This window comes from Streptomyces sp. NPDC044921 (assembly GCF_056432865.1).
In genome coordinates, this window is the sequence record NZ_JBWKIF010000004.1 from 24,175 (window position 1) to 45,851 (window position 21,677).

The window sequence follows — 21,677 nt, forward strand, 5'->3', positions numbered from 1 at the left end:
AACGGGTGGGCCGTACGGGGTGGGTACGAAGACGTGCGGTGCGGGCGCCGGGGTGCGCCGTCACCCCGGAGGTGCGTGTGTCCTGAACACTTCAAGGACGGTAACCGCGTCCGTCCGGGGCGAACACCCCTTGGTGCGGACTTGGTCGAACTTTCTCCCCGCTCAGGACAAAGCGGGATCCGCGCAGGCCGGAGAGGGGACCGGCAGGAGGGCCGGTCCCCGTCCCGGACCTGGGGCGGAGGCCTGGTTCAGCTGTTGAACGCTGCGTCGAAGGACGCGCTGGGCGGCTCGAAGTCGAAGGCCTTGAGACGGGTCAGCGCCTCGGGAGCCCCCTGGAGCCGGTCCATGCCGGCGTCCTCCCATTCGACGGATACCGGGCCCTGGTAGTCGATGGAGCGCAGCATCCGGAAGACGTCCTCCCAGGGGACGTCGCCGTGCCCGGCGGAGACGAAGTCCCAGCCGCGCCGCGGGTCCCCCCAGGGCAGGTGGGAGCCGAGCCGGCCGTTGCGTCCGTCGAGGCGCTTGCGGGCCTCCTTGCAGTCGACGTGGTAGATGCGGTCACGGAAGTCCCACAGGAAGCCGACGGGGTCGAGGTCCTGCCACACGAAGTGCGAGGGGTCGAAGTTGAGCCCGAAGGCGGGGCGCCGGTCGACGGCTTCGAGGGCCCTGTGGGTCGTCCAGTAGTCGTAGGCGATCTCGCTGGGGTGGACCTCGTGCGCGAACCGTACGCCCTCGGTGTCGAAGACGTCGAGGATCGGGTTCCAGCGGTCGGCGAAGTCCTGGTAGCCGCGTTCGATCATCGCGTCGGGCGCGGGCGGGAACATGGCGACGAGGTGCCAGATGGCCGATCCGGTGAAGCCGATGACGGTGTCGACGCCGAAGGCGGCCGCGGCCCGGGCGGTGTCCTTCATGCGCTCGGCGGCCCGCCGCCGGACCCCTTCCGGTTCACCGTCGCCCCAGATCGCCCCGGGAAGGATCGCCTCGTGGCGCTCGTCGATGATGGCGTCGCAGACGGCCTGGCCGACCAGGTGGTTGGAGATCGCCCAGCACTTCAGGCCGTACTTGTCGAGCAGCTGGCGCCTGGAGTCCAGGTAGGACGGATCGTTCAGCGCCTTGTCGACCTCGAAGTGGTCTCCCCAGCAGGCGAGTTCGAGGCCGTCGTAGCCGAAGTCGCGGGCCAGGCGGCAGACCTCCTCGAGGGGCAGGTCGGCCCACTGGCCGGTGAAGAGCGTGAAGGTGCGCGGCATGAAAGGGGCCTCCTCAGACCGCGATCGGGGTGTAGACGGAGTTCTTCTCGGCGCTCTCCTCCACCGCGGCGAGCACCCGCTGCACCTGGAGCCCGTCCGTGAAGGAGGGATCGGGGCGGCGGCCCTCGGCGATGGCGTGGACGAGGTCGCGTGCCTGGTGGACGAAGGTGTGCTCGTAGCCGAGGCCGTGTCCCGGCGGCCACCAGGCCTCCAGGTAGGGGTGGTCGGGTTCGGTGACCAGGATCCGGCGGAAGCCCGCCTCCGCGCCGGGCTCGGTCCCGTCGTGGAAGGACAGCTCGTTGAGCCGCTCCAGGTCGAAGGCGAGCGAGCCCCGCTCGCCGTTGAGCTCGATGCGCAGGGCGTTCTTGCGGCCGGTGGCGTAGCGGGTGGCCTCGAAGGTGGCGATCGCGCCGGAGGGGAAGCGGGCCGTGAACAGGGCCGCGTCGTCCACCGTGACCTCGCCCTTGCCGGCGGCCGAGACGGAGGACAGCCCACTGGTGGCGCCGGTGGGCAGCGGCCGCTCCCGCACGAACGTCTCCGTCAGCGCGGAGACCCCCGCCAGCGGCTCCCCGACGAGGTACTGGGCGAGGTCGATGATGTGCGCGCCCAGGTCGCCGAGCGAGCCCGAGCCGGCCTGCTCCCTGCGCAGCCGCCAGGTCAGCGGGAACTCCGGGTCCACCAGCCAGTCCTGGAGATAGGTCACGCGCACGTGCCGCAGCCGGCCGAGCCGGCCCTCGGCGACCATCCGGCGGGCCTGGGCGGTGGCCGGCACCCGGCGGTAGTTGAAGCCGACCATCGCCACCTGCCCGCGCCGGTAGGCCTCCTCGGCCGCCCGCGCCATCGAGGTGGCCTCGGAGACGGTGTTGGCGAGCGGCTTCTCGCACAGCACGTGCTTGCCGGCGGCCAGGGCGGCCAGCGCGATCTCGGCGTGGCTGTCACCGGGGGTGCAGATGTCGACGAGGTCGACGTCGTCCCGTTCGACGAGGGCGCGCCAGTCGGTCTCGACGGACGCCCAGCCGTGCCGGTCGGCCGCCGCCTGCGCCGCGGACCGGTCGCGGCCGCAGATGACGGCCTGCACGGGGTTCAGCGGCAGGTCGAAGACGCGGCCCGCGGTGCGCCAGCCCTGGGAGTGGGCGGCGCCCATGAAGGCGTAGCCCACCATCCCCACGCGCAGGGGTGGCTTGCCTGCCTCGGTCCCATCTGACTGCGCTTGCGACTGTCCCATACGGGTGTCCTCCTCGTCCTGGTCGGGGTGGCGCACGTGGGGGGTGCGGGCGGGATCACTTGAAGCCGGTGGGCATGTACTGGTCGACGTTGGCCTTGTCGACGACGGCGGAGTAGAGCGTGATGGACGCCGGGATCTCGAACTCGGCCATGCCGCCGATGCCCTTGCCCTGGCCGAGGGCGCGGGCGAGGTCGATCGCGGAGGCGGCCATGGTCGGCGGGTACAGCACCGTCGCCTTGAGCACGCCGTCGTCCTGCTTGATGGCCTGGAAGGCGGACAGGGCGCCCGCGCCGCCGACCATCAGGAAGTCGTCGCGCCCGGCCTGCTCGATGGCGCGCAGCGCGCCGACACCCTGGTCGTCGTCGTGGTTCCACAGCGCGTCGAACTTCGACTGCGCCTGGAGCAGCTGGGCCATCTTGGCCTGCCCGGACTCCACGGTGAACTCGGCGGCCTGGCGGGCGACCTTCCTGATGTTGGGGTAGTTCTTCAGGGCGTCGTCGAAGCCCTTGGTGCGCTGCTTGGTGAGCTCCAGGTTGTCGAGGCCGGCGAGTTCGATGACGCGGGCGTCGGACTTCCCCTTGAGCTTCTCGCCGATGTAGTGGCCGGCGTTCAGGCCCATGCCGTAGTTGTCGCCGCCGATCCAGCAGCGGTACGCCTGCGGGGTGTTGAAGATCCGGTCGAGGTTGACGACCGGGATGCCCGCGCGCATCGCCTTCAGGCCGACCTGGGTGAGGGCCTTGCCGTCGGCGGGGAGCACGACCAGGACGTCGACCTTCTTGTTGATGAGGGTCTCGATCTGGCCGATCTGCTGGGCGGTGTCGTTGGAGCCCTCGGTGATCTCCAGGGTGACGTCCGCGTACTTCTCGGCGCGGCTCTTGGCGTTGTCGTTGATCGCGTTGAGCCAGCCGTGGTCGGCCTGGGGTCCGGCGAAGCCGATGGTGACCTGCTTGCCGGGCTTGTCGTCGGCGGCCGGCTGGTTGTCGCCCGCCGGCTCGTCCTCGGAGCCGGACGGCTCGTTGCTGGTGCACCCGGTGAGGAGGGCACCGGCGGAGACGGCGGCGGCCCCGAAGAGCAGTCCTCTGCGACTGGTGATCTCTGGCATGGCGGTGAACCCTTTCCTCATCAGGTCGTGCTCGCGGTACGGCGCTGGACCAGCACGGCGGCGACGATGATCGCGCCCTTGGCGATCTGCTGGACGTCGCTCTGCAGGTTGTTCAGGGCGAAGATGTTGGTGATCGTGGTGAAGATCAGGACGCCGAGGACGGAGCCGACGATGGTGCCGCGGCCCCCGGTCAGGAGGGTGCCGCCGATGATGGCGGCGGCGATGGCGTCGAGTTCGTAGAGGTTGCCGTTGGTGTTCTGGCCGGAGCCGGACAGGACGATCAGCAGGAAGGCGGCGATGCCGCAGCACAGCCCGGACAGCAGGTAGAGGTACAGCCGCTGGCGGCGGACGTCGATGCCGGCGAGCCGGGCGGCCTCCGGGTTGCCGCCGACGGCGACCGTGCGGCGCCCGAAGGTGGTGCGGTTGAGCACCAGCCAGCCGATGACCGTGACGACGGCGAACACCAGGACCAGGGGCGGGACGCCGAGGACGTAGGCGTCCCGCTCCCCGAGGTCGAGCACGGACGGCACGGTGACGATCTGCGTCTTGCCGTCGGTGATCTGCAGGGCGAGGCCGCGGGCGGAGGCCAGCATGGCGAGGGTGGCGATGAACGGCACCATCGCGCCGTAGGCGATGAGCACCCCGTTGACCAGGCCGCAGCCGACTCCGACGACGACCGCGGTGAAGAGGATCCCGGCGAAGCCGTACTCCTGGGTGGCGACGGTGGTGGCCCAGACGGAGGCCAGGGCGACGATCGCGCCGACCGACAGGTCGATGCCGCCGGAGACGATGACGAAGGTCATGCCGACGGTGACGACACCGATCACGGACGCCTGGGTGAGGACGAGTTGCAGGTTGCGGGTGTCGAGGAACTCGTCGGGCTTGGTGATGCCGCCGATGATGACCAGTGCGGCGAGCACGCCGAGCAGGGAGAGGGTGCGCACGTCGGCGCGGGCCATCAGGCCGCGCCAGGCGGGGGGCTGGGCCTGGGACACCTTCGTGGTGCTGCTGTCCCGCGGCGGGGAGACGGGCTGCGTCATGACGCCGGGCTTCCTTCCATGACCAGGTCGAGTACGCGGTGTTCGTCGAGTTCGCGCGCGGGCGCCGTGTGGACGACGCGGCCCTCGCGCAGGACCAGCACGCGGTCGGCGAGGCCGAGCACCTCGGGCACCTCGCTGGAGACCAGCAGCACGGCCAGGCCCTCGTCGGCCAGCCGGCGGATGACCGCGTAGAGCTCGGCGCGGGCGCCGACGTCGACACCGCGGGTGGGTTCGTCGAGCAGCAGCACCTTGCAGCCGCGCAGCAGCCAGCGGGCGAGCACGGCCTTCTGCTGGTTGCCGCCGGACAGGGTGCGCACCGGCACGGACGGGTTGTCAGGCCGGAGCGACAGTTCGCGGGTGGCGGCCCGGGCGGCGCCGAGTTCGGCGCCCCGGTCGATCCAGCCGCCGCGCGAGAAGCGGGACATGGAGGAGACCGACACGTTGCGGGTGACGGACTCCAGCATCAGCAGCGCCTGCGCCTTGCGTTCCTCGGGGGCGAGCCCGAGTCCGGCGCGGACGGCGGCCCGCACGCTGCCGGGCCGCAACGGCCGCCCTTCGACGAGCACCTGACCGGTGGTCGGTTTGCGGGCGCCGTAGACCGTCTCCAGGATCTCGGAGCGGCCCGAGCCGACGAGTCCGGCCAGACCGACGATCTCACCCGGCCGCACGTCGAGGTCGAGGGTCTCGAACTCCCCCTCCCGCGACAGCCCCCGGACCTGCAGCACGGGTGCGGCGGTGGGCGGGGCGACGGGCCGGTCGGGGAAGACGTACTCGACGTTGCGGCCGGTCATCAGGGCGACGACCTCGCGGGTCGGGGTCGACTTCGCGGGCAGCCCGTTCGCGACGGCCCGGCCGTCCTTCAGGACGGTGACCCGGTCGCCGATGCGGCGGATCTCCTCCAGGCGGTGCGAGATGTAGACGACGGCGACCCCGGCGGCGGTCAGGTCGCCCACGATGCGGAAGAGGTTGTCGACCTCGTCCGGGTCGAGGGCGGCGGACGGCTCGTCCATCACGATGAGCCGCACGTCGTGGGAGAGCGCCCGGGCCATGGACACGATCTGCTGCTGCGCGGCGGAGAGTTCCCCGACCAGGCGGGCGGGGTCGATCTCACCGTGGCCGAGCCGCTGGAGCAGCGCGGCCGTCGACGCCTTGGCGGCCTTGCCCCGGACGACGAAGCCGGCGGCGGTCGGCTCGTGTCCGAGGTGGACGTTCTCGGCGACCGACAGGTGCTCCACCAGGTCGAGTTCCTGGTAGATGGTCGCGATGCCGAGGCGCATGGCGGCGATCGGCGAGCGGAGGGTGACGTCCTCGCCGCGCCAGCGCAGGCGGCCGGTGTCCGGCTGGTGGGCGCCGGCCAGGACCTTGATGAGGGTCGACTTGCCGGCGCCGTTCTGGCCGAGCAGGCAGTGCACCTCGCCGGCCAGGACGTCGAGGTCGACGCCGTCGAGGGCCCGGACTCCGGGGAAGGACTTGGTGATGCCGGACATGCTGAGCAGCGGTGGTTCTGGTGCCATGAGGTCCCCTTGGCGGGCGTGCGGGCCGGTTCAGGGCAGGGCAGAGCAGGGTTCGGTGCCGAGAGCGTGGTGCAGGCGTACGGAAGTGCGCTTACGCGGGGGAGAACAGGTGGTCGCTGATGAGCCGGGCCGCGCCGGTGACGCCGGCGGCGGGTCCCAGTTCGCCCAGGACGATGGGCAGGTTGCCGGTCGCCAGCGGCAGCGACTGGCGGTAGACCTGGGTGCGGATCGCGGCGAGCAGGGTGTGGCCGAGTCCGGTCACCCCGCCGCCGATCACCACCAGGCCCGGGTTGAAGAAGCTGACCAGGCCGGCGATGACCTGGCCGGTGCGGTTGCCGCCCTCACGGATCAGTTCGAGGGCGGTGGCGTCCCCGGCGGCGGCCGCGGCGGCGACGTCGGCGGCGGTCAGGCCGCCGCCGGTCTCCAGCCGTGAGGCCAGTTCCGGGGAGAGCCCCTGCTGGGCGGCCTCCAGGGCGTCGCGGGCGAGGGCCGCTCCGCTGAAGTGGGCCTCCAGGCAGCCCCGGTTGCCGCAGGCGCACGGGCGGCCGTCGGGCACGGCCTGGATGTGCCCGATGTCGCCTGCGCTGCCCGTCGTACCGCGGTAGACCTCACCGCCGACGACGATGCCGCAGCCGATGCCCGTGCCGATCTTGACGCAGAGGAAGTCGGCGACGGTGCGGGCGACGCCCGCGTGCTGCTCCCCCATCGCCATCAGGTTCACGTCGTTGTCGACCATGACCGGGCAGCCGAGTTCCTGGCTGAGCGCCTCCCGCACGGGGAAGCCGTCCCAGCCGGGCATGATCGGCGGTGCGACCGGGACGCCCTCGGGAAAGCGGACCGGGCCGGGGACGCCGATGCCGGCGCCGTCGAACCCCTCCGCGAGCCCGGAGGCCCTCAGCTTCGCGGCCATGGCCAGGACCTGCTCGAAGACCGCGACGGGGCCTTCGCGCACGTCCATGGGGTGGTTGATGTGCCCGAGGGTCTCCAGCTCGGCGTTGGTGACGGCGACGTCGACCGAGGTCGCGCCGATGTCGACGCCGAGGAAGCGCAGTTCGGGGTTGAGCCGGATGTTGTGGGAGCGGCGGCCACCGCGCGAGGCGGCGAGTCCGTCGGCCACGACCAGCCCCGTCTCCAGCAGCCGGTCCACCTCCACGGCGAGCTTGGACCGCGAGAGGTCGACCTGGTCGCCCAGCTGGGCGCGGGAGTTGGGGCCGCCGTCGCGCAGCAGCTTGAGCAGTCGGGCCTGGTGGGCGTTTCCGGGTCGTGCGGTCATGCGTCTCACGAGCCCCTCCCCGCCTCGATCGGCCTGTGCGCGCCGGTTTTCCGCCACACCGTGGTGGCGTGCTTTCGGAGGGAACGTAGCAGCGGCTGCCGGGAGTGGGAAGAAGTCGCGCAGGAATTGCCCCCTACTTTTTCCACTAAGAGGACAAAGACGGGGGCGCGGGTCTCCCTTCCGCGCGGGCGAGGAGGGCCCGGACACCGATGAGGGCAGGCCGACGAGCCCGGACGGCACGGGCCCGGGCGGGACGGATCGGGTGGTGTCGCCGGCCGGCGAACCCTAGGAGCGCGCTCGCGCGTGGTACGACCGCCGGGTGTGCTCGGTGTGTTCGCGCATCAGCCGGGTCGCCCGCTGTTCGTCGCGGGCGGTGACCGCGGCGATGAGTTCCCGGTGCTCGATCCAGGACTGGTGGCCGCGCTGGCGGGCCACCGGCGTGTAGTACCAGCGAACGCGCCGGTCGACCTGGGCGGCGAGTTCGGCGAGCACGGCGTTGCCGGCCAGCTCCATGATCTTGGCGTGGAAGCGCGCGTTCGTGGCCACGGCCCCGTCCACGTCGTCGGCCTCCACGGCCTTCTCGCCCTCCGCGCACAGCGCTTCCAGGGCGGCGATGCCGGCACTGTCGGCGTTGGCCGCGGCGAGCCGGGCCGCCTCGGCCTCCAGGAGCGTGCGGACCGTGAGGAGCTGGTCGGCCTCCTCCTCCGTCGGCTCGTGCACGAACGCGCCCTGGGCGGGCCGCAGATCGACCCACCCCTCGGTGTTGAGCCGCTGGAGCGCCTCGCGCACCGGCTGCCGGGAGACCCCCAGGTGTCCGGCGAGTTCACTCTCGACCAGGTGCTGGCCGGGCTGGAGGGCACGGGTGGTGATGAGTTCGAGGAGTGCCTCGTAGACGCGGTCGCGCAGCGGACCTGGGCGTTCCAGCTTGGGTACCGCCCCTTGGGGCAGGCCTGTCGACAGCATCGCGGTCCCCCTCCTCGGCAGGGCCGTGCACGGCGCGGCCGACGCCGGTGTCGCCGCAGAGTCAGTATCGATTGTCTTTCGTCTACAGTCTACGGCGCACGTCCGCCAGGGCCGTGGGGAGTTGGCCGTGTCACAGTCGACCGCGTCGCGCCCCGCCGGACCTCGCGGGGCTCAGGGGCAGCGCACGACCTGGCCCGCGTAGGAGAGGTTGCCGCCGAAGCCGAACAGCAGGACGGGGTCTCCCGACGCGATCTCGCCCCGCTCGACCAGCTTGGAGAAGGCCAGCGGAATGCTCGCGGCGGAGGTGTTGCCGGACTCGGTGACATCGCGGGCGACGACGGCGTTGACGGCACCGATCTTCTCGGCGAGGGGTTCGATGATGCGCAGGTTCGCCTGGTGCAGCACGACCCCGGCGAGGTCCGCGGGCTGGAGTCCGGCCCGCTCGCACGCCCGGCGCGCGATGGGCGGCAGCTGGGTCGTCGCCCAGCGGTAGACGCTCTGGCCCTCCTGGGCGAAGCGCGGCGGGCTGCCCTCGATGCGTACGGCGTTGCCCATCTCGGGCACCGAGCCCCACAGCACGGGCCCGATCGCCGGCTCGTCCGCGGCCTCCACCACCGCGGCCCCGGCCCCGTCCCCGACCAGCACGCAGGTGGTGCGGTCGGTCCAGTCGGTCACCTCGGACATCTTGTCGGCGCCGATCACCAGCGCCCGGGTCGCGCCGCCCGCGCGGACGGCGTGGTCGGCGGTGGCCAGGGCGTGGGTGAAGCCGGCGCACACCACGTTGAGGTCCATGGTGGCGGCCCGCGGGACGCCGAGCCGGGCGGCGACCCGGGCGGCCATGTTGGGCGAGCGGTCGACGGCGGTGGAGGTGGCGACCAGCACCAGGTCGATGTCGGCCGGGGTCAGACCGGCGGCCGCGAGCGCCTTGGCGGCGGCGTGCGCGGCCAGCTCGTCGACCGGCTCGTCGGGGCCCGCGATGTGGCGGGTGCGGATGCCCACCCGGCTCCTGATCCACTCGTCAGTGGTGTCCACCACGCCCGCCAGGTCCTCGTTGGTGAGCACCTTGGCGGGCTGGTAGTGGCCGACGGCGGCGATGCGCGAGCCGTTCATTGGGTGGATCCCCCTCGTTGCCTTGGGTAGCGGATCCACCAGTCTGATCAGTGACTCACGGGTACGACGGCAGCCGAGACGACAGGAAACCGGCGCCCTGGTTGTCGGCTTCCGTCAGGAGCTCGGACGCCCGGACACCTGTCGAACGGCTAACCGGTGAACAGCTGCGTCGCCTTGCGGACGAGCTCGTACAGCCCGTAGGCGAGCGGCACGCCCACCCACACCCAGGCCAGGGCGATCAGCCACCGCCGGTCGGGGCTAGGCGGGCTCTGAGTGCTGTCGCTCGGCATGAGCGGCCTCCCTGGGAGCGGGGACGTGGTGACGGGGTGCGACGGGGCGGACGAGTTCGTTGGCGACGAAGCCGACGACGAGCAGGCCGATCATGATGACGAACGACAGGCCGTACAGGGACGCGCCGTGCCGGCCCGCCTCCTCCTGCCGGTCGGCGATCCAGTTCACGATGAGCGGCCCGAGCACCCCGGCCGTCGACCAGGCGGTGAGCAGCCGCCCGTGGATGGCCCCGACCTGGTAGGTGCCGAAGAGGTCCTTCAGGTACGCCGGGATCGTCGCGAAGCCGCCGCCGTAGAAGGAGAGGATGACCAGCGCGCACAGCACGAACAGGGGCTTGGAGGAGTCGCCGAACAGGGCGATCAGGGTGTACATGAGCGCGCCGACGCCGAGGTAGACGCGGTAGATGTTCTTGCGGCCGATGAGGTCGGAGGTCGACGACCAGCCGATGCGCCCGGCCATGTTGGCCGCCGACAGCAGGGCGACGAAGCCGGCGGCGGCCGTCACCGACACCGGGGTGGAGGTGTCCGCGAAGAAGTCGGTGATCATCGGCGCGGCCTTCTCCAGGATGCCGATGCCGGCGGTGACGTTCATGCAGAGCACGATCCACAGGCACCAGAACTGGGGCGTGCGGACGGCCTGGTTCGCCGAGACCCGCGGGCCGGTGGGGGCCTGCCCCGCCGTTCCCCGCACCTCTGGGGCAGCACGCGGGACCCTGACCAGCAGCACGCCCAGCAGCATGAAGACGGCGTACGACAGGCCGTGCACGAGGAACGCCAGCGCGATGCCGCCGCTGTCGGACCCGAAGGACTCCAGCATCTGGGCCGACCACGGCGAGGCGATGAGCGCGCCGCCGCCGAAGCCCATGATGGCGATGCCGGTGGCCATGCCGGGCCGGTCCGGGAACCACTTGATGAGGGTGGAGACCGGTGAGATGTAGCCGATGCCGAGGCCGATGCCGCCGACGAAGCCGTAGCCGAGGACGATCAGCCAGTACTGCTCCAGGGACGCGCCCAGCGCGGAGAGCAGGAAACCGGAGGAGAAGCAGACCAGGGCCACGGTCATCGCCCAGCGCGGGCCCTTGCGCTCCACGAGCGTGCCGCCGAACGCGGCGGACAGGCCCAGCATGACGATGCCCAGCTGGAAGGGCAGCGCGCTCTGGGTGCCGCTGAGTCCGAGCGCGGACTCCAGGGGCGGCTTGAACACGCTCCAGGCGTAGGCCTGGCCGATGGAGAGGTGGACGGACAGAGCGGCGGGCGGGACGAGCCAGCGGCTCCAGCCCACGGGCGCGACGGGGGGACTCATGAACCCCGGACGGTAGGCATCCGTGGGGCGGTTGAGAAGGCGGCGCGTCGACCGTATGCGGTGAGCGGTATGCGGCCTGCGCCGAACGGTCGCCGCGCGGACCCTTGCCGCCCCAACTTCCATACTGTAGACAATATTTCGTCGACACAGTCTCGGCAGTTCCTCGGTACCCTCGACCGAACGGAGCTCCCCCGTCATGAAAGTCGCAGTTCTCGGCGCCGGTGCCATCGGCGCCTACGTCGGCGCCGCGCTCCACCGCGCGGGTGCCGACGTGCACCTCATCGCCCGTGGACCGCATCTGGCGGCCATGAGGCGGCACGGAGTACGGGTGCGCAGCCCGCGCGGCGACTTCACCGCGCACCCGCACGCGACCGACGACCCGGCCGAAGTGGGCCCGGTCGACTACGTCTTCCTGGGCCTGAAGGCCAACGCGTACGCGGCGTGCGGGCCGCTGATCGCGCCGCTGCTGCACGGCACCACGGCGGTCGTGGCGGCCCAGAACGGCATCCCCTGGTGGTACTTCCACCGGCACGGCGGCCCGTACGACGGCCACCGGATCGAGAGCGTGGACCCGGACGGCGCGGTCAGTGCGGTGCTCGCGCCCGAACGGGCCGTCGGCTGCGTGGTCTACGCGGCCACCGAGCTCGAAGGACCGGGCGTGGTACGGCACTTGGAAGGCACCCGGTTCTCCGTCGGCGAGCCCGACCGCAGCCGCTCGGCGCGCTGCCTCGCCTTCGCTGAGGCCATGCGGGCGGGCGGTCTGAAGTGCCCGGTGGAGCCGGATTTGCGCAACGACATCTGGCTCAAGCTGCTCGGCAACATCTCCTTCAACCCGATCAGCGCGCTGGCCCGCGCGACCATGCGGCAGATGTGCCTGCACGGCGGCACCCGCCGGGTCATCGAGATCATGATGACCGAGACGCTGGCGGTCGCCGGGGCCCTGGGCTGCGAGGTCGGAGTCTCCATCGAGCGGCGCCTGGCGGGCGCCGAGCGGGTCGGCGACCACCGCACCTCCACGCTCCAGGACCTGGAGCGCGGCAAGCCGCTCGAACTCGACGTGCTGCTCGCGGCGGTCGTCGAGCTGGCGGAGATCACCGGCGTGGAGGTGCCCACCCTGCGCACCGTGCACGCCATCTCGGACCTGCTCGCGCTGAGGAGCGCCGCATGAGGAAACGTGAACCGAAGACCTACACCCGACTCACCCACCCTCTCGTGCGGGACTCCCGGGACCAGCCGTTCCGGCGGGCGAGCTGGGAGGAGGCCCTGGACCGGGTGGCCCGGGGGCTGGAGCGCAACCGCGGCGCCTTCGGCATGTTCTCCTGCGCCCGCGCCACCAACGAGATGAACTACGTGGCGCAGAAGTTCGCCCGGGTCGTCATGGGCACCAACAACGTCGACTCGTGCAACCGCACCTGCCACGCCCCGAGCGTGGCGGGCCTGTCGGCGGCGTTCGGCTCGGGCGGCGGCACGTCGTCGTACGAGGAGATCGAGCACACCGACGTCATCGTGATGTGGGGCTCCAACGCCCGGTTCGCGCACCCCATCTTCTTCCAGCACGTGCTGAAGGGGATCCGGAACGGTGCCCGGATGTACGCGGTCGATCCGCGCCGGACGTCGACCGCCGAGTGGGCGGAGAGCTGGCTGGGCCTCAACGTCGGCACGGACATCCCGATGGCGCACGCGATCGGCCGCGAGATCATCCACGCTGGCCTCGTCAACGACGCGTTCGTCGAGCGGGCCACCACCGGCTTCGAGGAGTACGAGGCCCTGGTCGAACCGTGGACCCTGTCGCTCGCCGAGAAGGTGACGGGCGTCCCGGCCGCGGCGATCCGGGAGCTGGCCCACGCCTACGCCCGGGCCGAGCGCGCCCAGTTGTGCTGGACCCTCGGCATCACCGAGCACCACAACGGCACCGACAACGTCCGCGCCCTGATCAACCTGTCCCTGCTCACCGGGCACGTCGGCCGCTGGGGCTCGGGCCTGCAGCCGCTGCGCGGGCAGAACAACGTGCAGGGCGGCGGCGACATGGGCGCGATCCCCAACCGCCTGCCCGGCTTCCAGGACATCCTCGACCCCGGCACCCGGCGGAAGTTCGAGTCGGCCTGGGACACCGTCATCCAGCCCCACTACGGCCTGAACCTCACGGAGATGTTCGAGGCGATGGAGGACGGCACCCTCAAGGCCGTCTACTGCATCGGCGAGAACCCGGCCCAGTCCGAGGCCGACAGCGAGCAGGCCGTACGGCGGCTGCGGTCACTGGACTTCCTGGTCGTGCAGGACATCTTCCTGACGAGGACGGCGGAGCTGGCGGACGTCGTCCTGCCCGCGACGGCCGGCTGGGCGGAGACCGAGGGCACCACCACCAACAGCGAGCGCCGGGTCCAGCGCGTACGCCGGGCCGTCGCCCCGCCCGGCGAGGCCCGCGAGGACATCGACATCCTCTGCGACCTCGCCGCCCGCCTCGGCCACAACTGGAAGTACGCCGACGCCGAGACCGTGTGGAACGAGCTGCGGTCGGTCTCCCCCGACCACTACGGCATGACCTACGGGCGCCTGGAGGAGCACCAGGGCATCCAGTGGCCCTGCCCCAGCACCGACTCACTGGAACCGACCTACCTGCACGGCCGGTTGTGGGAGCCCGACCCGGCGCGGCGCGGGCGGCTGGCGCCGTTCGGGATCGTGCAGCACGACCCGCCCGTGGACCTCACCGACGAGCGGTACCCGATCCGGCTCACCACCGGGCGGCGCCTCGACTCGTACAACACCGGGGTGCAGAGCGGCGGTTACGCCTCCCCGCTGCGCCGCGGCGAGTACGTCGAGCTGTCCCCGGAGGACGCCGAGCGGTACGGGGTGGCGGTCGGCGAGCAGGTGCGGGTGTCCTCGCGGCGCGGGTCGGTGACCGCGCCCGTGTGGGTGGACCCCGCGCTGCGGCCCGGGCTCGCCTTCATGACCATGCACTTCCCGGACGAGGTGGACACCAACGCCCTGACGATCGAGGCGAACTGCCCGATCGCGGGGACGGCGGAGTTCAAGGCGTCGGCGATCCGGATCGAGAAGCTGCCCATCGCGACCATCGTGGGGTGACGCACCGTGGACCTGCACTTCGGCGACAGCGAACCGACGGACGAGGAACGGGCGGCCGTGGACGCCCTGCTCGGGCCCCCGCAGTCCTCCTGGGAGGGTGCCACCCGCGATGAGACGGAGGCCGCCGATCTGCGGTGGGCCCGGGGCGGACGCGAGGCCCGGGACCGCCGCGACCTGCTGTTGCCGGGGCTGCACGCGATCAACGACCGGGTCGGCTGGATCAGCGACGGCGCCCTGGACTACCTGTGCCGGCGGCTGACGGTGCCGCCGGCGGAGGCGTACGGGGTCGCCACCTTCTACGCGATGTTCTCCGTCAAGCCGCGCCCGGCGACCGTGCTGCACGTGTGCACGGACCTGGCGTGCGCGGCGGCCGGGGCACCCGGGCTGTGCTCCGGGATCGAGGAGCGGCTGGGCCCCGGCAGCGGGGTGAGCGTGCAGCGCAGCCCCTGCCTGGGCCTGTGCGAACGCGCCCCGGCGGCGCTCGCGATCAGGGCCGGGGACCCGGTCCGTACGGCGGTGTCGGCACCGGCGACCGTGGCGGAGGCCGTCCTCGCCGCGAGCGCCCCCGACTCGGCGCCGGAGGAGCCCCCGGCCGCGCTGGCGGTGCCCCAGGCCGGGCAGGGCGGCCTGATGCTGCTGCACCGCGTCGGCGTGGCCGACCCGGCGTCCCTCGACGACTACCGCGCCCACGGCGGGTACACGGCCCTGCGCCGGGCCTTCGAGCTGGGCCCGGCGGGCGTCATCCGGGAGGTCACCGACTCGGGCCTGGCCGGGCGCGGCGGGGCGGCCTTCCCCACGGGCCGCAAGTGGCAGGCCACGGCGTCCCAGCCGGACCGTCCGCACTACCTCGTCTGCAACGCCGACGAGTCCGAGCCGGGCACCTTCAAGGACCGGGTCCTGATGGAGGGCGACCCGTACGCGCTCATCGAGGCGATGACGATCGCCGGGTACGCGACCGGCGCCCACCGGGGCTACCTGTACCTGCGCGGCGAGTACCCGCGCGCCCTGCGCCGGCTGGAGCACGCGATCGCGCAGGCCCGCGCCCGGGGCCTGCTGGGCGACGACGTCCTCGGGCAGGGCTACGCCTTCGACATCGAGATCCGGCGCGGTGCGGGCGCCTACATCTGCGGTGAGGAGACGGCCCTGTTCAACTCCATCGAGGGGTACCGGGGCGAGCCGCGCGCCAAGCCGCCGTTCCCCGTGGAGAAGGGCCTGTTCGGCAAGCCGACGGTCGCGAACAACGTGGAGACGCTGGTCAACGTCCTGCCGATCCTGACCCTGGGCGCCGCCGCGTACGCCGCGATCGGCACCGGGCGCTCGACCGGGCCGAAGCTGTTCTGCGTGTCGGGAAGGGTGACGCGGCCCGGCGTGTACGAGGTGCCGTTCGGGGCGACGCTGGGCGAGGTGCTCGCGCTCGCCGGGGTGCGGGACGGGCTGCGGGCGGTGCTGCTCGGCGGTGCGGCGGGCGGCTTCGTACGCGCCGACGAGCTGGACGTCCCGCTCACCTTCGAGGGGACGCGCGAGGCCGGCACGACCCTGGGCTCGGGCGTCGTGATGGCCTTCGACGACAGCGTGCCCCTGCCCCGGCTGCTGCTGCGCATCGCCGAGTTCTTCCGCGACGAGTCGTGCGGCCAGTGCGTGCCCTGCCGGGTCGGGACCGTGCGGCAGGAGGAGGCGCTGCACCGGATCGCCGAGCGCGCGGGCGCCGCCGCCGCGGGGGACATCGCCCTGCTCCGGGAGGTCGGCCGCGCCATGCGGGACGCCTCGATCTGCGGTCTGGGGCAGACCGCGTGGAACGCCGTGGAATCCGCCATCGACCGTCTGGGGGCGTACGCATGACCGTCACACCGCTGGGGATCCCGCGCCGGCTGCTGGAGTTCACGCTCGACGGCGAGACGGCCCGGGTCCCCGAGGGCTCGACGCTCCTCGACGCCTGCCGGGCGGCGGGCAAGGACGTCCCGACCCTGTGCGAGGGCGACACGCTCCGGCCGAAGAACGCCTGCCGGGTCTGTGTCGTCGAGGTCGAGGGGGCCCGCACCCTGGTCCCGGCCTGCTCACGCAAGGCCGAGCCGGGCATGGAGGTCCGCACCGGCACCGAGCGCGCCCGGCACAGCCGGAAGATCGTCCTGGAGCTGCTCGCGTCCTCCGCCGACCTGTCCACCACGCCCCGGGCCGCCGAGTGGCTCGAGGAGTACGAGGCCGAGCCGGACCGCTTCGGCCCGGACGCGGCCCGGCTGGGCGAGGAGCCGCGGGTCGACAACGATCTCTACGTGCGCGACTACGACAAGTGCATCCTCTGCTACAAGTGCGTCGACGCCTGCGGCGAGCAGTGGCAGAACACCTTCGCGATCTCGGTCGCCGGGCGGGGCTTCGACGCCCGGATCGCCGTCGAGCACGACGCGCCGCTGACCGACTCGGCGTGCGTGTACTGCGGCAACTGCATCGAGGTGTGCCCCACGGGCGCGCTGTCGTTCAAGTCGGAGTTCGACATGCGCGCGGCGGGTACCTGGGACGAGTCGCGGCAGACGGAGACGACCACGGTGTGCGCGTACTGCGGAGTGGGCTGCAACCTGACGCTGCACGTGCAGGACAATGAGATCGTCAAGGTCACCTCGCCGCACGACAACCCGGTGACCCACGGCAACCTCTGCATCAAGGGCCGCTTCGGCTACCAGCACATACAGAACCGGGGCTGATCAGGACATGGGACGAGTCACGGAACGACGCAAGGTGCTCCGCATCCGGGACGGGGCCGTCTCCAGCCGCCCCGACACGCTCGTCGCCGAGGAACCCCTGGAGATCCGGCTGAACGGCAAGCCCCTGGCGATCACCATGCGCACCCCGGGCGACGACTTCGCGCTGGCGGCGGGCTTCCTGGTGAGCGAGGGCGTGCTCGCCGGGCAACAGGATCTGCAGAACATCGTCTACTGCGCCGGGGCGACGGCCAACGGCTCGAACACCTACAACGTGGTCGACGTGAAGACGGCCCCCGGTGTGGTGATCCCGGACATCACGCTGGAGCGCAACGTCTACACCACGTCCTCCTGCGGCCTGTGCGGCAAGGCGTCCCTGGACGCGGTGCGCACCACGGCCCGCTGGCCCATCGCCGACGCACCGCCCGTCCGGGTCACCCCCGAGCTGCTGGCGAGCCTGCCGGACCGGTTGCGCGCCGCCCAGCGGGTCTTCGACCGGACGGGGGGCCTGCACGCGGCGGCGCTGTTCTCCGAGGAGGGCGAGCTGCTGGACGTCCGGGAGGACGTGGGCCGGCACAACGCGGTCGACAAGCTGGTCGGCCGTGCCCTGCAGAACGGGGGGCTGCCGCTGTCGCGGGCGATCCTGCTGGTGTCGGGCCGGGCCTCCTTCGAGCTGGCGCAGAAGGCCGTGATGGCGGGCATCCCGGTGCTGGCGGCGGTGTCGGCGCCGTCCTCACTGGCGGTGGACCTGGCCGCCGAGACGGGCCTGACGCTGGTGGGCTTCCTGCGGGGCAGCTCCATGAACGTGTACGCGGGTGAGGACCGGATCGCTGTGCGGGCCGCGGCCGCCCAGGGCTGAGCAGGTTCGCCCCGCTGCACGGCGGCGGGGCCCCGACCGGCGGGGAGCGCCCCCTGCGCCGCAGGGGCCCCGTCTCGTCCCACCCGGAACGACGGCCACCCGGCGGCCACGCCGCCCCGTGGCTCGCATCGGCCTCGCCGGACCATCCGCCCTGCCGGTCGGCCGGCAACGCCGGATCATCCGCCCGACTCGTCCGCCGGCCCTACCGGATACCCGCCCGACTCGTCCGCCGGCCCTACCGGATACCCGCCCGACTCGTCCGCCGGCCGTACCGGATACCCGGCCGGCTTCCCGTCTGCCGGGACGGATACCCGCACGGCCCGTCCGCCGGTCGAGCTCCATGTCGGCCTCCTCACGGCCACGCCGGATACCCGCACAGCTTGTCCGTTCGCCGTGGCGGATACCGCACAGCCCGGTCCGCCTGCCGTGACGGCATCCCGACGGTTCGTCCGCCGGCCACGCCCCATACTCGCGTGGCTCGTCAGTCCGCCGTGCCGGATATCCGCCGCAGCATCCCGGTGAACTGTTCCCGCTCCGCCGCCGACAGCGGGGCGAGCAGCTCGTCGTTGGCGGCCCGGGCCGCCTTCTCGCAGCGCTTGAGCAGCCGGGACCCCCGCGCGGTGAGGGACACCGCGTTCTTGCGGCCATCCCGCGGGTCCGGCTCGCGCACCGCCAGGCCCGCCGCCTGGAGGCCGTTGAGGATGCCGACCAGGTCCTTGGGGTCCAGGCCGACCGCGCGGCCGAGATCGGCCTGGGCGACGGGCGCGAGGTCGCGGACGGCCGACAGCACCACGTGATGCCACATCCGCATGTCCTCACCGGCCAGCGCCTCGGTCACCAGGGCCCGGCCCCGGGCGGCGGCACGGCCGAGCAGCCAGCTCGGCAGGGAGCGGATCGCGGGCAGGGGTGCTTCCGACATGACCGCAGCCTAACCAAGCAATCGTTGGTTCTCCCTACGATCGTCCTATACCGTTGGGGGCCCCAACGAACTCATGGGGGCCACCAACGACATCCGGAGGTGCGATGCGCCGCGTCCGCTACGAAATCCGAGGCGGCCCGTTGTTCCTGGAGGAGGCACCGGTCCCCGAGCCCGGCCCCGGAGAGCTGCTCGTGCGCACGGAGGCGATCGGCGTGACCCTCCCGGTCGTCCGCAAGGTCACCGAGGCGGCCGAGCCCGAACCGCTCGGCGGCGAGATCGCCGGGGAGGTCACCGCCGTGGGCGAGGGCGTCACCGGTTTCGGCCCGGGCGACCGCGTGACCGGGCTCTGCTGCGGCCACGGTTACGCCGACTTCGCGCTCCTGCACGAGGCGATGGCCTCCCCCGTCCCGCGCGACGCCGGCGCCGTCACCGCGGTCGCGCTGGTCCGCAGCGGTCTGGTCGCGCTCGGCGCCCTGGAGGCGGCCCGGCCCGAGCCGGGCGAGGCGGCCCTGGTCACCGCCGCGGCGAGCGGTGTCGGCCACCTGGCCGTGCAACTGGCCAGGACGCGGGGCGCCGGACGCGTCGTGGGCGCCGTCTCCGATCCGGCCAAGGCCGGTTTCGTGCGCGGCCTCGGCGCCGACCACGTCATCACCTACGGCGACGCGAGCTGGGGCACCCCGGTCGACTACGTCCTGGACGCGGTCGGCGGCGCCCTGCTCACCCCCGCCCTGCACGCCCTCGTCCCCGGGGGACGGCTCGTGGCCTACAGCTCGGGCGGCGGGACCATCCAGGCGTACGACCTGCTGGTGGGCGCCAAGTCGGTCATCGGCTTCCAGACGGCCCGGATCGCCCGCGCGAGGCCGGAGCTGTACGAGCAGTGGCGCGAGGAGCTGTGGCGGCTGTTCGCGGCCGGTGAGCTCCGGCCGGTCGTGCACGGGGAGTTCGCCCTGGAGGACGCGGCGAAGGCACACGGGGAGATCGAGGCGCGGTCCAACCTCGGCAAGGTCGTCCTGATCCCCTGACGCACGGTTCTTGTGGGGGGTCCGAGAAGCCAAGTACCGTCTGTGGCCCGCCACATGGGACGTCGGATGTCCGGATGACCTGATGTCTTCCCGACGTAAGCCGACTTTCCGCTCACCCCCGGTGGTCCAGCCGACAGACGCATGAAGGGCAGGTCGCACCATGCCGTCAAGTCTTCGCACCCGTCTGAGATCCACCCTGACAGCCGCTTCCGCGGCCGCGGCGCTGCTCGCGCCCACCGCACCGGCCGAGGCCGGACCGGCCACCGCCTTACCGGAGTTCGAGCAGCAGGTCCTCTTCAAGGCGTCCCAGGACCCCGGGTACGCCTGCTTCCGGATCCCGGCGATCGTGCGCACCACCACCGGCACGCTGCTCGCCTTCGCCGAGGGCCGGGTCCTCAACTGCGGTGACGCCGCCGACATCGACATCGTCCTCAAACGCTCCACCGACGGCGGCCGCACCTGGGGCCCGCTCCAGGTCGTCAACGAGGGCGCGGGCGACACACACGGCAATCCCGCGCCCCTGGTGGACCGCCGCACCGGCCGCGTCCTGCTGGCCGAGACGTACAACACCGGCCGTACGGACGCCGGGAACTGCGAGATCCCCTGCGACCGCACCCCGCACCTGCAGTACAGCGACGACGACGGCCGGACCTGGTCACGGCCGCGCGACCTGAGCGACGAGATCCTCCCCGGCGACTGGAACTCCTGGTACGCCACCGGCCCCGTGCACGGCATCCAGCTGACCCGCGGCGCGCACGCCGGGCGGCTGGTGTTCGGTGTCAACACCGAGACGTGGGACGGCAGCCGGGTCTCCGCGAACCACGCCGCGCTCGTCGTCAGCGACGACGGCGGCGACCACTGGCGGGTCGGCGCCACCGACTCCTGGCCCATAGAGCAGGACGGCACCTTCCGGCAGAAGCCGTCCGAGGTCACGCTCACCGAGCGCGCCGACGGCACCCTGCTCGTCAGCGGACGGGAGCAGGACGGCACCGACCTCGGCCACCGCGCCCAGACGTTCAGCACCGACGGCGGCGACAGCTTCGCCTCGCCCTTCCGGGCCCTGCCGGATCTCTACACCCCGCAGGTGCAGGGCGCGACGCTGCGCCTCGGCGACCGGATGCTGCTCTCCGCCCCGGCCGACCCCGACCGCCGCCGCACGATGATGGTCCGCTCCTCCTACGACGGGGGGCGCACCTGGGAGAGCGTGGACCGGGGCACGGTCGTCACCACGGACTGGTCCGGCTACTCCGACATGGCGGCGGTCGACGGCTCGACGGTGGGACTGCTCTACGAGGGCGGCGCGGTCGACGCCCGGGACGAGATCCGCTTCGCCCGCTTCACCGAGGACTGGCTGAAGCCCCGCCGGGGTGCCGACCCGACCACCCGGGACGCGGCGGCGGGCGCCAGGCCCGCGGCCGTCCTCGGCGGTGCCGGGCGGACGGCCGGGGTGCGCGCCGGCGCGATGTCCTTCGACGGCACCGACGACGCCGTACGCCTGCCGTACCGTCCCCAACTGCGGCTAGGGGAAGGGGACTTCACGGCGTCCCTGTTCTTCCGCTACTCCGCCACGGCCGGTGAGCAGCCCTTCCTGTGGATGGGCGGGATCGGCGGCACCCAGCCGCAGGTCTGGCTGCGCGGCGAGCCGGCGAACGACCGGGTCCGGGGGCTGATCACCACCCGCTCGGGCGCCACGACCGTCAGGACGGCCTCCGTGTGGAGCACCGGCGCCCGCAACGACGGCCGCTGGCACCACCTGGTGCTGCGCCGCGGCGGCGGGCAGTTGACGCTCCTCCTGGACGGCGAGGCGGTCAGCACCGCGGACGTGGCCGGCTCGGTCAGCCGCAACTCCCCCTTCGGCGTGCACATCGGGCAGCGCATGGACAGCAGGGCGCACCTCACCGGGTCGATCGACGAGGCCCGGGTGTGGAACCGGGCCCTGACCGACCGGGAGCTGGCGTCCGGCGCCTCGGGCGCGGCCGCTCGGGGCACGGTGCTGTGGCTCCCCATGGACCAGGTGAGCGGCAGCAACTAAC

General features: G+C 72.5%; 18 protein-coding genes. 7 read left to right on the top strand and 11 right to left on the bottom strand.

The genetic code is table 11. The features are described 5' to 3' along the window. Positions 1-248 precede the first annotated feature (248 nt). The 10 genes from AC07DA_RS07480 to AC07DA_RS07525 all read right to left on the bottom strand — a co-directional run bounded on the left by AC07DA_RS07480 (position 249) and on the right by AC07DA_RS07525 (position 11,067). The gene (locus tag AC07DA_RS07480) at positions 249-1,247 is read right to left on the bottom strand and encodes a sugar phosphate isomerase/epimerase family protein (RefSeq protein WP_479125476.1); all 999 of its coding nucleotides are present in this window, start codon (positions 1,245-1,247) and stop codon (positions 249-251) included. Between the two features lie 13 nt (positions 1,248-1,260). Beyond that, positions 1,261-2,472: a Gfo/Idh/MocA family protein gene (locus AC07DA_RS07485; RefSeq protein WP_479125478.1), complete on the bottom strand. Its 1,212-nt coding sequence runs from the start codon at positions 2,470-2,472 to the stop codon at positions 1,261-1,263. A gap of 55 nt (positions 2,473-2,527) precedes the next feature. Continuing rightward, the gene (locus AC07DA_RS07490; protein WP_479125480.1) at positions 2,528-3,574 is read right to left on the bottom strand and encodes a substrate-binding domain-containing protein; all 1,047 of its coding nucleotides are present in this window, start codon (positions 3,572-3,574) and stop codon (positions 2,528-2,530) included. A gap of 20 nt (positions 3,575-3,594) precedes the next feature. Then, the gene (locus AC07DA_RS07495) at positions 3,595-4,614 is read right to left on the bottom strand and encodes an ABC transporter permease (protein WP_479125482.1); all 1,020 of its coding nucleotides are present in this window, start codon (positions 4,612-4,614) and stop codon (positions 3,595-3,597) included. Further along, entirely contained in the window at positions 4,611-6,128 is a 1,518-nt protein-coding gene (locus AC07DA_RS07500; protein ID WP_479125484.1) for a sugar ABC transporter ATP-binding protein, read from the bottom strand. Before AC07DA_RS07500 ends, AC07DA_RS07495 begins: the two co-directional genes overlap by 4 nt. A gap of 91 nt (positions 6,129-6,219) precedes the next feature. Further along, entirely contained in the window at positions 6,220-7,401 is a 1,182-nt protein-coding gene (locus AC07DA_RS07505) for an ROK family transcriptional regulator (protein WP_479125485.1), read from the bottom strand. Positions 7,402-7,686: 285 nt separating this feature from the next. Continuing rightward, positions 7,687-8,364: a GntR family transcriptional regulator gene (locus tag AC07DA_RS07510; RefSeq protein ID WP_479125486.1), complete on the bottom strand. Its 678-nt coding sequence runs from the start codon at positions 8,362-8,364 to the stop codon at positions 7,687-7,689. Between the two features lie 171 nt (positions 8,365-8,535). Next, entirely contained in the window at positions 8,536-9,474 is a 939-nt protein-coding gene (locus tag AC07DA_RS07515; protein ID WP_479125488.1) for a beta-ketoacyl-ACP synthase III, read from the bottom strand. Between the two features lie 149 nt (positions 9,475-9,623). Continuing rightward, positions 9,624-9,764, bottom strand: a complete 141-nt coding sequence (locus AC07DA_RS07520; protein ID WP_479125489.1) for an MFS transporter small subunit — start codon at positions 9,762-9,764, stop codon at positions 9,624-9,626. Beyond that, positions 9,733-11,067 (bottom strand): OFA family MFS transporter, encoded by a 1,335-nt coding sequence (locus tag AC07DA_RS07525; RefSeq protein ID WP_479125491.1) that lies wholly within the window; start codon positions 11,065-11,067, stop codon positions 9,733-9,735. Before AC07DA_RS07525 ends, AC07DA_RS07520 begins: the two co-directional genes overlap by 32 nt. A 196-nt stretch (positions 11,068-11,263) precedes the next feature. On the opposite strand from AC07DA_RS07525, the gene AC07DA_RS07530 reads away from it, so the two are divergent. The 5 genes from AC07DA_RS07530 to fdhD are packed head-to-tail and all read left to right on the top strand — an operon-like array spanning position 11,264 to position 17,703. Continuing rightward, positions 11,264-12,235 carry a 2-dehydropantoate 2-reductase gene (locus tag AC07DA_RS07530; RefSeq protein ID WP_479125493.1) on the top strand — a complete coding sequence of 324 codons (972 nt, stop codon included), beginning with the start codon at positions 11,264-11,266 and terminating at the stop codon, positions 12,233-12,235. Further along, on the top strand, positions 12,232-14,151 hold the full coding sequence (locus AC07DA_RS07535; protein ID WP_479125495.1) for a molybdopterin oxidoreductase family protein: 1,920 nt from the start codon (positions 12,232-12,234) through the stop codon (positions 14,149-14,151). Before AC07DA_RS07530 ends, AC07DA_RS07535 begins: the two co-directional genes overlap by 4 nt. Before the next feature lie 6 nt (positions 14,152-14,157). Then, positions 14,158-15,990, top strand: a complete 1,833-nt coding sequence (locus tag AC07DA_RS07540; protein ID WP_479125497.1) for an NADH-ubiquinone oxidoreductase-F iron-sulfur binding region domain-containing protein — start codon at positions 14,158-14,160, stop codon at positions 15,988-15,990. Beyond that, complete coding sequence (locus AC07DA_RS07545) at positions 15,987-16,847, top strand: 2Fe-2S iron-sulfur cluster-binding protein (RefSeq protein WP_479125499.1); 861 nt, start codon at positions 15,987-15,989, stop codon at positions 16,845-16,847. The genes AC07DA_RS07540 and AC07DA_RS07545 overlap by 4 nt, the downstream gene beginning before the upstream one ends. A 7-nt stretch (positions 16,848-16,854) precedes the next feature. Next, entirely contained in the window at positions 16,855-17,703 is an 849-nt protein-coding gene (gene fdhD, locus AC07DA_RS07550) for a formate dehydrogenase accessory sulfurtransferase FdhD (protein ID WP_479125501.1), read from the top strand. Positions 17,704-18,184: 481 nt separating this feature from the next. Here fdhD and AC07DA_RS07555 read toward each other — a convergent pair whose 3' ends face one another. After that, positions 18,185-18,622: a MarR family winged helix-turn-helix transcriptional regulator gene (locus AC07DA_RS07555; RefSeq protein WP_479125502.1), complete on the bottom strand. Its 438-nt coding sequence runs from the start codon at positions 18,620-18,622 to the stop codon at positions 18,185-18,187. A 104-nt stretch (positions 18,623-18,726) separates the two neighbouring features. On the opposite strand from AC07DA_RS07555, the gene AC07DA_RS07560 reads away from it, so the two are divergent. Continuing rightward, complete coding sequence (locus AC07DA_RS07560; protein ID WP_479125504.1) at positions 18,727-19,644, top strand: quinone oxidoreductase family protein; 918 nt, start codon at positions 18,727-18,729, stop codon at positions 19,642-19,644. Between the two features lie 160 nt (positions 19,645-19,804). Then, positions 19,805-21,676 (top strand): exo-alpha-sialidase, encoded by a 1,872-nt coding sequence (locus tag AC07DA_RS07565; protein WP_479125506.1) that lies wholly within the window; start codon positions 19,805-19,807, stop codon positions 21,674-21,676. The last annotated feature ends 1 nt before the right edge of the window (position 21,677 follow it).